The sequence below is a fragment of the Streptomyces diastaticus subsp. diastaticus genome (genome assembly GCF_011170125.1).
Classification (GTDB): domain Bacteria; phylum Actinomycetota; class Actinomycetes; order Streptomycetales; family Streptomycetaceae; genus Streptomyces; species Streptomyces diastaticus.
This window is the reverse complement of the sequence record NZ_BLLN01000002.1, coordinates 268,821-281,921: the sequence shown is the minus strand read 5'-3', so window position 1 is coordinate 281,921 and position 13,101 is coordinate 268,821. Positions and strand designations below refer to the sequence as shown.

The 13,101-nt window shown below is 75.2% G+C and carries 12 protein-coding genes and 1 pseudogene; 6 read left to right on the top strand and 7 right to left on the bottom strand.

Annotated elements, in window-relative coordinates; translation table 11 throughout:
• Nucleotides 1-114: 114 nt before the first annotated feature.
• Together Sdia_RS03060 and thiI are read left to right on the top strand one after the other, a co-directional pair.
• Nucleotides 115-1,833 carry an FAD-dependent oxidoreductase gene (locus Sdia_RS03060; protein WP_100456317.1) on the top strand — a complete coding sequence of 573 codons (1,719 nt, stop codon included), beginning with the start codon at nucleotides 115-117 and terminating at the stop codon, nucleotides 1,831-1,833.
• A gap of 234 nt (nucleotides 1,834-2,067) precedes the next feature.
• Nucleotides 2,068-3,336, top strand: coding sequence for a tRNA uracil 4-sulfurtransferase ThiI (gene thiI / locus Sdia_RS03055; RefSeq protein ID WP_100456316.1), 1,269 nt, complete (start codon nucleotides 2,068-2,070; stop codon nucleotides 3,334-3,336).
• A 489-nt stretch (nucleotides 3,337-3,825) separates the two neighbouring features.
• Here thiI and Sdia_RS03050 read toward each other — a convergent pair whose 3' ends face one another.
• The gene (locus Sdia_RS03050; protein ID WP_229830961.1) at nucleotides 3,826-4,956 is read right to left on the bottom strand and encodes a hypothetical protein; all 1,131 of its coding nucleotides are present in this window, start codon (nucleotides 4,954-4,956) and stop codon (nucleotides 3,826-3,828) included.
• Between the two features lie 248 nt (nucleotides 4,957-5,204).
• On the opposite strand from Sdia_RS03050, the gene Sdia_RS03045 reads away from it, so the two are divergent.
• Together Sdia_RS03045 and Sdia_RS03040 are read left to right on the top strand one after the other, a co-directional pair.
• Nucleotides 5,205-6,293: an ABC transporter permease gene (locus Sdia_RS03045; protein ID WP_100456315.1), complete on the top strand. Its 1,089-nt coding sequence runs from the start codon at nucleotides 5,205-5,207 to the stop codon at nucleotides 6,291-6,293.
• Nucleotides 6,290-6,985 (top strand): ABC transporter ATP-binding protein, encoded by a 696-nt coding sequence (locus Sdia_RS03040; RefSeq protein WP_100456314.1) that lies wholly within the window; start codon nucleotides 6,290-6,292, stop codon nucleotides 6,983-6,985. The genes Sdia_RS03045 and Sdia_RS03040 overlap by 4 nt, the downstream gene beginning before the upstream one ends.
• Here Sdia_RS03040 and Sdia_RS03035 read toward each other — a convergent pair.
• From Sdia_RS03035 to Sdia_RS03015, 5 genes and pseudogenes are all read right to left on the bottom strand, one after another.
• Nucleotides 6,975-7,517, bottom strand: coding sequence for a cysteine hydrolase family protein (locus Sdia_RS03035; protein WP_100456313.1), 543 nt, complete (start codon nucleotides 7,515-7,517; stop codon nucleotides 6,975-6,977). The genes Sdia_RS03040 and Sdia_RS03035 overlap by 11 nt on opposite strands.
• Nucleotides 7,518-7,630: 113 nt before the next feature.
• Nucleotides 7,631-8,046: pseudogene (locus tag Sdia_RS03030) on the bottom strand (CBS domain-containing protein).
• 491 nt (nucleotides 8,047-8,537) lie between these two features.
• Nucleotides 8,538-9,395, bottom strand: coding sequence for a DUF4097 family beta strand repeat-containing protein (locus Sdia_RS03025; protein ID WP_189400679.1), 858 nt, complete (start codon nucleotides 9,393-9,395; stop codon nucleotides 8,538-8,540).
• 100 nt (nucleotides 9,396-9,495) lie between these two features.
• Nucleotides 9,496-10,023, bottom strand: coding sequence for a toxin-antitoxin system HicB family antitoxin (locus tag Sdia_RS03020; protein ID WP_100456311.1), 528 nt, complete (start codon nucleotides 10,021-10,023; stop codon nucleotides 9,496-9,498).
• A 223-nt stretch (nucleotides 10,024-10,246) separates the two neighbouring features.
• Complete coding sequence (locus tag Sdia_RS03015) at nucleotides 10,247-11,347, bottom strand: hypothetical protein (RefSeq protein WP_229830958.1); 1,101 nt, start codon at nucleotides 11,345-11,347, stop codon at nucleotides 10,247-10,249.
• A gap of 211 nt (nucleotides 11,348-11,558) precedes the next feature.
• Here Sdia_RS03015 and Sdia_RS03010 point away from each other — a divergent pair, with 211 nt between their 5' ends.
• Nucleotides 11,559-11,723 (top strand): hypothetical protein, encoded by a 165-nt coding sequence (locus Sdia_RS03010; protein ID WP_164494964.1) that lies wholly within the window; start codon nucleotides 11,559-11,561, stop codon nucleotides 11,721-11,723.
• Nucleotide 11,724: 1 nt separating this feature from the next.
• On the top strand, nucleotides 11,725-12,000 hold the full coding sequence (locus Sdia_RS03005) for a DUF4190 domain-containing protein (RefSeq protein WP_100456309.1): 276 nt from the start codon (nucleotides 11,725-11,727) through the stop codon (nucleotides 11,998-12,000).
• A gap of 107 nt (nucleotides 12,001-12,107) precedes the next feature.
• Here the strand turns inward: Sdia_RS03005 and Sdia_RS03000 are convergent, their stop codons facing one another.
• Nucleotides 12,108-13,022 (bottom strand): CPBP family intramembrane glutamic endopeptidase, encoded by a 915-nt coding sequence (locus tag Sdia_RS03000; protein WP_229830955.1) that lies wholly within the window; start codon nucleotides 13,020-13,022, stop codon nucleotides 12,108-12,110.
• Nucleotides 13,023-13,101 lie beyond the last annotated feature (79 nt).

Below are 13,101 nucleotides of genomic sequence, written 5' to 3'. Positions count from 1 at the left end.
CGGCGGCGGGCCCGGCCCGCCGCCGTACCCCTCGCGGTCCGCGTCCCCGGCGGGCCCGCACCCCCTCACGGTCCGGGCCGCCCCGGGCCCGTACGACCGAGCCGGAAGCGGACCATGACCTACGCCATCACCCAGACCTGCTGCAACGACGCGACCTGTGTCGCGGTGTGCCCGGTCAACTGCATCCACCCCACGCCCGAGGAACGCGCCTTCGGCAGCACCGAGATGCTGCACATCGACCCCCGCTCCTGCATCGACTGCGGCGCCTGCGCCGACGCCTGCCCGGTCGACGCGATCTTCCCGGTCGACCGCCTCAAGCCCGCCCACCGCGAGTACGCGGCCCTCAACGCCGCCTACTACGAGGAGCAGACAGCGACGCCGGCCCCGGCGGCACCGGCCGGGGCGGAGCGGGAGGCGGTGGCCGCCGAGCCGGAGCGGGAGGCGGTGGCGGGCGCACCCGCGCGCAGCGGACCGCTGTTCCGTCAGTGGGAGGCGCCCGGCTTCGCCCGCACCCTGCCCGCCGACTTCGCCCCGCTGCGGGTCGCCGTGGTGGGCACCGGACCGGCCGGCATGTACGCCGCCGAGGACCTGCTGCTGCACACCGACGCCCAGGTGACCCTGGTCGACCGGCTGCCCGTCGCGGGCGGCCTGATCAGGTACGGGGTGGCGCCCGACCATCCGGCCACCAAGAAGGCCGGCGAGGCGTTCGCCCGCTTCCACCACCACGCGCGCGTCCGGATGCAGCTCGGCCTGGAGGTCGGCAAGGAGCTGAGCGCCGAGGAACTGGCCGCCCACCACGACGCGGTGATCTACGCGGTGGGCGCCGCCACCGACCGGCGGCTCGGCATACCCGGCGAGGAGCTGCCCGGCTCCCTCTCCGCGACCGGCCTCGTCGCCTGGTACAACGCCCACCCCGACCACGCCCCCGACGCCGTCTCCCTGGACGCCGAACGCGTCGTCGTGGTCGGCAACGGCAACGTCGCCCTCGACGTCGCCCGCATCCTCGTCTCCGACCCCGACGCCCTCGCCGCCACCGACATCGCCGCCCACGCGCTCGACGCCCTGCGCGGGCGCCGCGTCCGCGAGGTGGTGCTGCTCGGCCGCCGGGGCCCGGAGGAGGCCGCGTACACCCGGACCGAGCTGCTCGCCCTCCACCACCTCGACGGCGTCGACCTCCTCGTCGACGACCACGACCCGCGGACCGGCGCGGCCATCGACGCCGCAGGGCCGCTGGACAAGGCGGGCATGCTCAGCGGGGTCCCGCGCACCGCGGTCGACTGGTCGCTCCCGCCCGAGCCGGGCCGCCGCATCGTCTTCCGCTTCCACTCGGCGCCGCTCGCGTTCACCGGCGATCAGGCGGTCACCGGCATCCAGGTCACCGGCGGCACGGAGATCCCGGCCGAGCTGGTGGTCCGCTCGATCGGTCACCGGGGTGTGGCCGTGCCCGGACTGCCCTTCGACGAGGCCACCGGGACCGTGCCGCACGAGGCCGGGCGGGTGCGCGGGCGGGTCAACGAGTACGTGGTCGGCTGGATCAAGCGCGGTCCCTCCGGTGGCATCGGCGCCAACCGGGCCTGCGCCGCCGAGACCGTCACCACCCTGCTCGCCGACGCGGTGGCGGGCGAGCTTCCCACACCCGCCGGCTCCGCCAAGGAGTTCGCCCGGCTGGCCCGGCGCCGCAACCGGCGCCTGGTCGACGCCCGGGGGCTCGCCGCCATCGAGCGGGCCGAGCGGGAGAGCGGGAAGCGCGACGGGCGGGTACGCACCAAGTTCGCCACCGTGCCCGAACTGGTGGCGGCGGCCCGCCGGAGCAGGCTGCGGCTGCCGGGTTGAGCCCGGGCCGCGCGGGGTGGCTCGGCGCGGGGTGGCGCGGAAGGTCCCGGCCCGGACCTTCTGTGCCACCTCGCGATGTTTCACGTGAAACATCCCACGCGGGCGTCCTGGACAGGGCCGGGCGGCGCGCGGGATGGCCCGTCTAACCTGGACGACGGCCCGCCCGACCGGCGGGGGCCCGGGTTCGTGCCCCTCCGAGGCGCTGCCGCCGTCTTTGTCCCGCGAGGAGTAACCGTGAACGCCGCCGTGCCCGCCCAGGGCGTCCCCGATCTGGCCGGACCCGTACCGATCGGCCCCTGCGTCCTGCTGAAGCACGGCGAGGTCTTCCTCAAGGGCCGCAACCGGCACTTGTTCGTCGAGCGCCTCCACGACAACCTGCGCGGCGCCCTGCGCGGCGTCCCCGGCTCCGTCTGGATCAAGGAGATGCAGAACGTCACCGTCCTCGGCGGCGACGCCCCGCAGGACGAGCTGATCGCCCGGGCCCGGCGGGTCATGGGTTTCGTCGCCGTGCAGCCCGCGCTGCGGGTGGAGACCAGCGAGGAGGCGATCGTCGCGGCGGCCGTCGGCGCCCTGGACGGGGCCGCGCCCGGCACCACCTTCGCGGTCCGCGCCCGCCGCCGCCACAAGCCCTTCCCGCTCACCTCCACCCAACTCGAACGCCTCGTCGGCGCCCGCATCCAGGAGGCCCACGGCCTCCCCGTGGACCTGACCCGCCCCGACATACGCGTCGAGGTGGAGATAGACCGCAAGGAGTCCTACGTCTCCGGCCTGCGCCACTTTGGCCAGGGCGGCCTCCCCGTCGGCACCAGCGGCCGCGCCCTGGTCCTGCTCTCCGGCGGCTACGACTCTCCGGTCGCCGCCCATCGCGCCATGCGGCGCGGACTGCGCTGCGACTTCGTCCACTTCACCGGCGCGCCGTACACCAACGCCGCCTCGGCCTTCAAGGCGTACGCGCTGGCCCGCGAACTCAACCGCTACCAGCCGCCCGGCAAGCTGCACATCGTGGCGCTGGGCCACGCGCAGAAGCAACTGGCGGTGGCCGGGGCCGGGCGCTTCCAGGTGGTCGGACAGCGGCGGTTGATGGTCAGGGCCGCCTCGGTCCTCGCCCGGCGGCTGCGCGCCCAGGCCGTGGTCACCGGGGACGCGCTCGGCCAGGTCGCCAGCCAGACGCTCAGCAACATGGCGCTGGTGGACGAGGCCGCGACGCTGCCGGTACTGCGGCCGCTGATCGGCTGGGAGAAGCAGGAGATCATCGACGAGGCCCGGCGGATCGGGACGGCGGAGATCTCGGTCCTCCCGGACGAGGACTGCTGCCAGCTCCTGGCGCCCCGCCAGGTCTCGCTGAGGACCAAGCTGGAGGATGTCGCGGGCTTCGAGAAGCGCCTCGACGCGGACGAGCTCATCGAGGAGATGCTGGCCTCGGCCCAGGTCACGCGCCCGGGCGCCGACGAGGCCGCCCCCGCCGTGACACCCGCCCCGGGCCCGGTCCGCACCACCGGCTGACCGGCTGCGGGCCGACGGGCGCGGCCGTGCCCGGACACCTTTTCGCCGAGCAGTGCCGGACAGGCCCTGGGGGAGATCCGCAGAGTCGCGCACGAGGCCCACGGCGCCCGGCACGCACTCCCGCCCCATCGGGCGAAAGCCCGAGTACGTCCAGGACGAGAGCGGCGGAGCCGTACCTGCGCCCGTTGATCGTGGTGGGGAACAGCGTGGACCGGGTCTTGCCGCGCAGCACGGTCGCCTGCTGCCCGGAGAGGCCGGCGCCCTGGCCCAGATGCTCGGCGTGCTGGCCTCCGGCGGAGAGGGGGACGTGACGGGGTCAGGGCGTCGGACGGGTCCGGGGCGGACCGTACGGCCACGGAGGCCCCGGCCTCGCAGCCGCCGACGGGCGCCGTGTGCGCGGCGGCGCCGCCCATGGCCGGCAGGCTCAGTGCCGGCGACGGGGCGGCGGCGACCTCGGTGGAACGTGTGCGGGGGGTGGGGCGGCCGGAGTCAGACCCCGGCCGTCCCGGCCGCCAGCAGCGCGCCCCACACCAGCGGCGCCTCCCGGCGGGAGGTGCCGATCAGCACCTGCTCGCCGCCGTCGCGGCAGACCAGCACCACTCCGTCGTACCGGTACCGCTCCAGCCAGCCGCGCGGGTCCGAGGACTCGATGCCGCGCACCCGCTCGACGGTCAGCGTGGGCGGGAGCGGACTGAGCGCGACCTTGCCGTGCGGGTCGGGTGTGGCGGTCGGCGGGCCGTCGCCGACGACGAGTACGCCGTAGCCGTCGCGGCTGTACGGGACGGGCCCGTGCACCTGGGCGCCGAGGCAGCGCCTGCCGTCCGGGGTGACGGGCGCCAGGCCGCTGGTGTCGGCCGCCTTGCGGCTGCGACGCCGGAAGAACCAGGTGGTCAGCGCGGAGACGAGCACGACCGGCGGGGCGGCCGCCGCCAGGAAGCGCAGCGCCTCACCCACGTCCGCGGCCCCCAGGGCGCCGAAGAGGCTCAGCGCGCCGAGCAGGGTACCGCTGAGCAGCACCGTCATCGGCAGGAACACCACCGTCTCGCGCGGCGGAGCGGCGGCGTGCCGCCGGTACCAGAGCGCGAACCAGGTGAAGGCGGCACCGGGCAGGAGCAGGACCAGCGCCACGGCCAGCGGCATCCGCCAGCCGCGTGCGGGGGAGTCGTGCGTCTCCTGCGCCACGTCGCCGAGGCGGACGGAGGCGAGTTCGCCGCGCCAGTGGACGAGCGTGACCGTGTCGCCGGCCCGCACGGTGTCGTGGACGGGGGAGGAGCCGTCCATCCGGACGCGTTCCTCGGTGGCGGAAGGACCGGCCGTGTAGCGGAGCCAGTGCCGCACACCCCGGCCGATCGCCTGGTCGTCGGTGCCCTGGACGGTCGCCCGGGTCAGCTTCACGCAGTCGTCCGTCACCGACCGCACCCCACAGGGCTCCGCCGCGCGGTAGGCGTCCCGCTCGACGACGGCTCCCCGGACGACGAACAGCAGCCCGACCGCGACCAGCATGGCGGCGAGGCCCGTGTACAGGCCGACGAGGTACCCACGCCCCGGCGTGTCCTCCGGTGACCCGCCCGAGCCGGCCGGTGGCTGCTCGTCCCTCGTCGCGCCGGTCTCCCCTGCCATGGCCCCCCCCGGGTTCCCCGCCGCCTCGGCCGCGGTCGTTCGCGTCTGTGTTCGGTCCGGCCATTCTGTCGCGTCCGCGCCCCTGCCGGGCGGCCCGGGGCCGGTCAACCGAAAGGTTGAGTGGGCGTTCCCCCCTCCGACTCCCCAACTGCCATCCCTCGCGCGATGCCCGCGACCCCCTCCGGCGGCGACGGTGGGACCAACGGCAATCCGAGCGGGCCGCGAGGCCCGAGAAGGAGTGAGGTGGGATGTACGTCGCATGGCGGGACCTGCGATTCGCCAAGGGGCGATTCGCGCTGATGGGGGCCGTGATCGTACTGATCACGCTTCTGGTCGGACTGCTGTCGGGACTGACGGCGGGGCTCGGGCAGCAGAACATCTCGGCGGTGACCCGCCTGCCCGCCGACCGGATCGCCTTCGCCGCGCCGGCCGACGGCGAAGACCTGTCGTACGCCTCCTCCGTCGTCCGCGAGGAGCAGTGGCAGCGACTCGGCAGCGCCGAGGGCGTGCGTTCCGCCGAGCCGGTCGGGATCGCCTCGGTGCGGGCGGCGGCGGGCGACCGCCACGCCTCGGTGGCCGCCTTCGGTGTCCGGCCCGACTCCGGAATCGGCGCCGGGGACGTCGGCGAAGGCGAGATCGCGCTGACCGAGCCGGCCGCCGAGGAGCTGGGGGTCGACGCGGTGGGCGACGAAGTGGCCGTCGCGGGCCGCCAGTTCACCGTAAGGTCGATCGGCGGCGACGACGCCTACAGCCATCTGCCGGTGGTGTGGACGCATCTCGCCGACTGGCAGCACCTCGCGCCCGGCGCCGCCGAGGCCGGGCGCGGCACCACGACCGCCACCGTCGTCGCCGTGGACGCGGACGCCGCCGCGCTCCCCGCCGCCGACCGGGCGGCCGACACGAGGACCGTCACCACCGACGACTCGCTCGCCGCGATCGGCTCGTACACCTCCGAGAACGGCTCGCTGCAACTCATGCGGGGCTTCCTCTTCGCCATCTCCGCGTTGGTCATCGGGGCCTTCTTCACCGTCTGGACCATTCAGCGCGCCGGTGACATCGCCGTCCTCAAGGCACTCGGCGCTCCCACCCGCGGCCTGCTCACCGACGCCCTCGGCCAGGCCCTCGTCCTGCTCACCGCCGGCACCCTGCTCGGCACCGCCCTCGCCGCCGGGATCGGCGCGCTGGTCTCCGGCTCCGCCGTGCCCTTCTCCCTGGCGCCCGGGACGGTGCTCGTACCGGCCGCGGTGCTGATCGCCCTCGGCGCGCTGGGCGCCGCCCTCTCCGTCCGCCGCATCACCTCCGTCGACCCGCTGACCGCCCTGGGGAGCGCACGATGAGCCTCGAACTGACCGACGTCACCCTCACCTACCCCGACGGCGACAGCCGTCTCACCGCCCTCGACCGGGTCAGCCTGCACGTTCCGGAGGGCAGCCTCGCGGCGGTCGTCGGGCCGTCCGGGTCGGGCAAGTCGAGCCTGCTCGCGGTGGCCGCGACGCTGATCACGCCGGACAGCGGCACCGTCCGCGTCGCCGGGCAGGAGACCGCCGGGCTCGGCCGGGGGGAGCTGAGCGCGCTGCGCCGCTCGCGCATCGGCATCGTCTTCCAGCAGCCCAACCTGCTGCCCGCCCTGACCGCCGCCGAACAGCTCCAGGTGATGGCGCGTATCGACGGGCGGCCCAAGGCCGCCGCGCGCGAGCGGGCCCGCGAACTCCTCGACGCGGTCGGCCTCGCCGAGCAGGCCGACCGCCGCCCGCACCAGCTCTCCGGCGGACAGCGGCAGCGCGTCAACATCGCCCGCGCCCTGATGAACGGCCCGCGCGTGCTCCTCGTCGACGAGCCGACCAGCGCCCTCGACCACGAACGCGGCGCCGCCGTCCTGGACCTGCTCACCGACCTCACCCACCGCACCGCCACGGCCACCGTCCTGGTCACCCACGACCCGCGCCACCTGTCCGGCGCGGACCAGGTGGTGCGGGTCGTCGACGGGCGGCTGACCGCACAGGGGGCGCCCGTCCCGGTCAGGCCCTGAGGTCGATCCGGTCCGCGGGGAGGACGTCGGCGCCCATGTTCCGCTCCATCATCCGCAGCGCCGCGTCCGCGAGATCGGGGTGGATGTGGGCGACGGCGTCCTCGGCGACGGTGACCTGGAAGCGCCGGATGTGGGCGTCGAGCGCGGAGTAGAGGATGCACTGTTCGGTGACCTGCCCGCACAGGACGAGGTGGTGCAGGCCCTCCTGCTGGAGGAGGTACTCCAGCGGGGTCTGGTAGAAGACCGAGTGGCGGGCCTTCACCACGAACATCGAGGTGTCGTCCGGCCGGATCGGCTCGACCAGGTCGGCGTGGGGGCCGCGGAGGGCGGCGGCCAGGAGCTCGTCGTGGTGCGAGCGCCAGCGTCCGAAGTTGTCGTTGACGTAGATGACCGGTGTCCGCTCCGCCCGGGCCCGTTCGATCAGCGCGCGCATCGTGGGCACGACGGGGCGTACCGAGGCCGTCAGCGTCTCGGCGTCCTGGTGCTCGTAGGTGTTGATCATGTCGATCACGAGCAGTGCGGTACTGGACATGGCCGGTCCTCTGCGGGCTGGTGCGGTGGTCGGGGGCGGGGCTCCGACGCCGGTGGCGCGGGCCCGGGAGGGGGAGCGCGTACGGGGCGGCGGGGCCCGCCCGGCGCTCGGTCTCAGTCGCTGGAGAGGGCGGTCAGGAGGTCGCCCACCTGGGGGTCGGGCAGGGCTCGGGCGACGTCGCCTGGGAGACCATGCCGACCAGCCGGTGCCCGTCGATGACCGGCAGGCGCCGGGTCCTGTAGGTGGTCATGGGGGCGAGGATCTCCTCGGCCCCGTCGTCGGCGCCGATGGTCACCGCCTCGCCCTGTGCCAGTTCACCCGCCTTCGTCTCTGCCGGGTCCTTGCCCGCGCCGAGCACCTTCACCACGATGTCGCGGTCGGTGACCACGCCCTTGAGCCTGTCGTCGGTCCCGCGGACGGGCAGGGCACCGACCTCCGGCGTGGTCATCCTCCGGGCCGCCTCCAGGGCGGTCTCCTGCTCGCCGACGCACTGGGCGCCGCCGGTCATGATCTCGCGTGCGGTGGTCATGGTGAGCCGTTCCTCTCTGTCCCGGGGGTCTCGTGCCGGTCCGTGCTCCGTGTCGGCGGTCCGGGCCGGTTTGTCGGCCGGACCACGGGACCGCGCCCGGGCGGCCACCTGGCCTGGGCCGTGAGGCCGCCACGGGCGGTGCCGTCCGCTGAGGCGGCCGCGTGCCCGAAGGGGAGGCGGGCAGGCGCCGCCGGTCGGGACTGCCGCTCCGTACGGCCTTCCCGCCCCCCTGGCCGCGAAACGCTCATACCATCATCAAGTGCGACAAAGCGTCCGATGGCGGCTCTACGAGGCTCTACGGGGCTCTACGCGGCTCTACGGGGCCCTGCGGCTGCGGCGCCGTGCGGCTACGGGCGGGTCTGCGGGTCTGCGGCTCCCCCCGCGAGCTTCCGCGGCGGCGGAGGGTGCGGCCGTCGGCCCCGTCGGCCCCGTCGGCCCCGTCGGCCCCGTCGGCCCCGCCGCGCTCCCGCGCGCCGGGGCCGACTCGCGCGTCAGGCGCGGGCCCGCCGGAGCTGGATGGTGCCGAAGCGGGTGCGCGCCCGCAGTTCGACGGTGTCCTCGGCCTCGTCGGGTCCTTCGGAGGACTCCAGGGCGTTGACGACCTGCCCGGCGTGGGAGTGGGCGTCGACCCAGACGGCCGTGCCCTCGCGGACACCGACCTCGACCGAGCCGTGCGAGGTCTCCAGCCGCGCGCTGCCCCGCACCACCTCGTCGATCCGCACCGAACCGTGGGCGGTGACGGCGGTGACCGACCCCTCGGCGCGCTCCACCTGGATGTCGCCGTTGGCGCCGCGCACCCGCAGGTCGCCGAGGGCGGCGCCGACGGTGGTGGTGCCGTGCGAGTTGCCCAGGACGGCCGGTCCGCTGACCGTGCCGACCCGCACGCTGCCCGTGCTGGTGGTGATCTCCGCGGTCCCCTCGACCCGCTCCACGGTGACGCTGCCGGAGGAGGCGCGCACGTGCAGCGGCCCGGTGGAGTCGAGGCGTACGTCGCCCGCCGAGGTCTGGACGCGGACCTCGCCGAGCCGGCCCTCGCCGTACACCTGCGCCCACGCCCCGGTCAGCTCGGCCCGCGACCCGGCGGGCAGTTCCACGGTGACGTCGACCGACCCGGTGCGCCCGAACAGCGCGCGCTGCTTGGGTGTCCGTACGGTCAGCAGGCCGCTCAGGTGACTGACCTCCGTCTGCTCGGCGGCACGCACGTCCTGGTCCTTCCCGGGGTCGCGCGGCTGGACGTCCACGACGGTGTCGACGCGGTCGGCGGCGACGAGGCGGATGGACCCGGCTTCCACGTGCACGGTGGCCGAGATGGGCCCGGGGGTGGCGAAGGTGGTGTCAAAAGAAGGCATGGCTGTCCCGTCCTCTGGGTACTTCGCGCCGTCTCCGCAGGTGGGAGGCGGTGCGGTGTGGGTGGGGTGAGGTGGTTCGGGCTGGCCTGACCGGGGACGGTCAGCGCACCCAGCCGGTGAAGCTCTGGCCGCCCGTGCGGGTGGCGCGGGTCCGTGGCGACGGCCGCGCCGGGGCGGTGCCGTCCTCGACCGCGGCCGAGACGGCCCGTACCAGCCAGGCGTTGACCGACAGCCCCTCGGCGGCGGCCGCCTCCTCGGCGCGGACCTTGAGACGGGCGGGGAGGCGGAGGTTGACGCGGGCGGTGCCGCCGTCCTCGCCCTCGGGCGTGGCCGGCGCCCTGAGGGGAGCGGCCGGCCCGCTCCGTTCCTCGCCCGCCTCGTCACGCGGCGGCGGCGTGACGACGAAATCCGGGTCGAGCCCCCGCAGCCGCACGTCCACCGAGCCGGGGGCCAGCTCCCGGGTGATCTCGTCCATGGCGGCGGAGAGCACGTTGAGCATCGCGAGCCGGGTGGCCGACTCCAGGGGGGCGGTCAGCCGCTCGGCCAGCTCGCGGGCGTCCTCCCCGCCCGCCTCGGCGGCCACCGCGAGGTCGCGACGGAGGGTTTCGACATAGGGCGTCAGGTCCATGGCGCCATAATGGCATCATTATGGCGCCATGCGCAACCCAGGAGGGTGCCACTCCTGGGTGTGGTGGAGTGTGCGAGCTTGACCTGTGTGTTCGCCCCTTCGGGTTCGGCTCGGGCGGGGCAGGTGAGGGCGGCGGTGCGCCTCCGGGTGATGTCGGGTGGCGCCTCAATGGTGCCACTCGGCGCCATCCCGCTCCCGGGGTGGCGCCGGGTGGGCGTGCCCGTCAGGAGCGCGTGGCCCCTTCGCACGCCTCGTCGGCTCCGCCGTCGCGCAGGGCCGCGCTCCGGTCGTACGGGTCGATCTCGGTGCCGGCCGTGGTGTCCGGGCGTTCCGTGCCGAAGGGCGGGGCGAAGTAGCCGGTCGAGGCGCCGCAGCCGCCGTTGGTCACGTGCAGCCGGTACGAGAGCAGCGAGAAGGTGCCCGGCTCGGTGAGCACCTTGTCGGGGTCGTCCCAGCTCATCACGGTCTCCCGCCGGACGATGGTGCGGACGACCTCGTCGGCGCCCTCCGTCGCGCGCACCACGGGGTAGACGAAGGTGACGTCGGAGGTCACCTCCACCGCGCCGAGCTTCCCCTCCTTGTAGGTGATCCGGCCCCGGGTGCGGACCTCGTCCCCCACCAGGCGGGTCCGGGAGCCGTCGAAGCGGCTGAAGAGGAGGAGGGGGTCGTTCTTCTCGCCCGGGTCGCGGAACGCGGCCTTCAGGTAGGTCTGCACGTCCTGCTGGCGCGGGTTGACCAGCTGTACGGCTTCGCCGGGGTGCTCGCCCCGCAGCACCCCGGCGTCCAGGTTCGAGGCGGTGAGGAAGGCCAGGCTCCGGTCGAGGGCGCGCTCCACCCCGGCCGCGTCCATCCATCCGGTGGACTCGGCCTTCGGCACCGTGATCCCCTCGGCGCCGCTCGCCCACCGCGCCGCGGGCGACCCGCGGAACGGTGCGTCGAGGGTGGCCCCCGACGCCGGTTCAGGCGGGGGCGCCTGGGTGGGGCGTCCGGTCTCCGGCGGCGCCGCCGGGGCGTTCGTGTCCCCGCCGCCGAGCGGCCCGGCGAACCACCCGACGGCGACCACGACGGCCAGGACGAGGGCGGCGATCAGCGGGCCGACGAGACGCCGGCGTTCCCGCCGCACCGGTGCGATGGGCCGGGCCGCCGGGGAGTAGGTGCGCCAGCCCGGCGGTTCGGGCTGGTCGCGCAGCCGGTGCGCGACGCTCCGAGCGCGCGCCGAGGGCTCTTTCGGCGCGTCGGCGGTGCCCTCCACCGACTCCCGCAGGAACTTCTCCCACGCGTCGTCCGGCAACGAAGAGCCGTCCGGTTCCGCTCCAGTGCCCACCCGAGCCACCCCCCATGGTCATGTCAGCTTCAGGATGATCGCACAGCGCGCGGCGGCCTCCCGGCCCGGCCTCTGCCCTGAGCCGAGCCCCGGCCGCCTCGCCTCCGTCCCGCGTGCGGTGGCTACTTGCGGGTAAGCGGCGGGGCATGGACGCGTTGATCAACCGATCGCAAGAACCGCCCATGTCCCCCGCGCGAAGGAGGTGCTCCGCATGATCTTCCTGGTCGCCGCCCTGCTCGTGCTGGGCGTCCTGGTCGGCTCGGCCGCCTACCTGCCGTGGCCGGCCACCCTCGTGCTCGGCACGCTCATCCTCCTGTGGCTCCTGGTCTTCGCGGTTCGCGAGCGCGGGCGCCGCCGTACGGAGAAGGGAGCCTGACGTGCGACTGACCGCGCCGCCCGCCCGCGAGACCGGCCGCCGCGACGCCGAGGGCATGGCCGTCGCCTCGTTCGTCACCGGCCTGGCCGGCCTCCTGGTCCTCAACCTGATCCTCGGTCCGACCGCGATCGTCCTGGCCGCCCTCGCCCTCCGCCGCGGCACCCCCCGCCGCTTCCGCGCCCACCTCGGCCTGGTCCTGGGCGTCGCCGACCTGCTGGTCCTGGGCGTCCTGACGCTGGTGCACGGCACGACCCCCTGGGTGGTCTGGAGCGGTTAGGCGCCCGCCCGCGCCCCACGCCCGGGTGCCCCGCGACCTCACGCGCGGGTGCCCCCGGTGCCGTACGGCACCGGGGGCACCCGGGGGCGGACCCTCCGCCCGCGGGCTCACAGCGCCCCGGCCGCCGCGCTCCCGCCGTCCCTGGCCGGGGCCCCGGCCGGCCCGCCCGCCGGAACCCGCGTACCGGAGCCCGCGGCCCGGGGGCCGGTGGCGAGGAGGGCGGCGATGAGGACGAGCTGGCAGCCGGTGATCAGGGCCTGGGTCGCCGGGGTCTGCACGCTCAGCAGGACCATCGTGGTGTTGACCGCGAAGTGCACGGCGATCGAGGCGAGGACACCGGCCCGCTCGTAGGCGCAGGTGACCAGCATGGCCATCGGGATGTTGCCGGCCGCGAAGAGCACGCCGCCGGGGGTGGTGAGGCCCAGACCGTTCTGGACGGTGCCCTCCACGAAGAACAGCGGCAGGTGCCACACGGCCCACACGACACCGAGCACCAGCGCGATCTGGAACCGGCCCATCGTGGCGCGCATCCGCGGGTACGCGGTGCCGCGCCAGCCCGGCTCCTCGGAGAGCGGGCCGGAGACGGCCATGCTGACCAGGAACGCCGCCGGGCCGCCCATGCCCGCCATCACGCCGCGGGCGTCCGACCAGCTCAGCGTGGTGTCCCCGGCCGCCTGCCCGATCACCGCGGCCAGCAGGACGGTGCCCGCGGCCGCCACCATCAGCAGCGGCGCCCACAGCAGGGCGGCCGGGCGGAACCGGACCGCGTGCTCGGGCACCGGCTCGCCCCGCCGGGTGCGCCTGACGCGGATCGCCAGGGCGCCGACGAGCGGCCCGAACGCGCCCAGCAGGAACGGCAGGTAGGTGGGGCTGTCGGGGGTGGCCGGTCCGCCGAGGCCGATCGCCGTGCCCCAGCAGGCCCAGCTCACGCCGAAGGCGATGGCCATGAAGAGGATCAGGTCTCCGCGTCGGCGGCCGGGGGCGGTGGCGGGCGTGGGCACGGGAAGGTCTGTAGTGGACATGCCAAATAATCCTTCGTGGTGGGGCGGGGAAGGTCCCGCGTCGGTCTGCGAGGAGGAGGGGGGGTGCGGAGCGCGACCG

Excerpts from the sequence above, each read along its gene's own strand:
- Sdia_RS03060 (WP_100456317.1), top strand. The coding sequence starts at position 115 with ATGACCTACGCCATCACCCAGACCTGCTGCAACGACGCGACCTGTGTC.
- Sdia_RS03050 (WP_229830961.1), bottom strand. The coding sequence starts at position 4,956 with ATGGCAGGGGAGACCGGCGCGACGAGGGACGAGCAGCCACCGGCCGGC.
- Sdia_RS03045 (WP_100456315.1), top strand. The coding sequence starts at position 5,205 with ATGTACGTCGCATGGCGGGACCTGCGATTCGCCAAGGGGCGATTCGCG.
- Sdia_RS03040 (WP_100456314.1), top strand. The coding sequence starts at position 6,290 with ATGAGCCTCGAACTGACCGACGTCACCCTCACCTACCCCGACGGCGAC.
- Sdia_RS03035 (WP_100456313.1), bottom strand. The coding sequence starts at position 7,517 with ATGTCCAGTACCGCACTGCTCGTGATCGACATGATCAACACCTACGAG.
- Sdia_RS03025 (WP_189400679.1), bottom strand. The coding sequence starts at position 9,395 with ATGCCTTCTTTTGACACCACCTTCGCCACCCCCGGGCCCATCTCGGCC.
- Sdia_RS03020 (WP_100456311.1), bottom strand. The coding sequence starts at position 10,023 with ATGGACCTGACGCCCTATGTCGAAACCCTCCGTCGCGACCTCGCGGTG.
- Sdia_RS03010 (WP_164494964.1), top strand. The coding sequence starts at position 11,559 with ATGATCTTCCTGGTCGCCGCCCTGCTCGTGCTGGGCGTCCTGGTCGGC.
- Sdia_RS03000 (WP_229830955.1), bottom strand. The coding sequence starts at position 13,022 with ATGTCCACTACAGACCTTCCCGTGCCCACGCCCGCCACCGCCCCCGGC.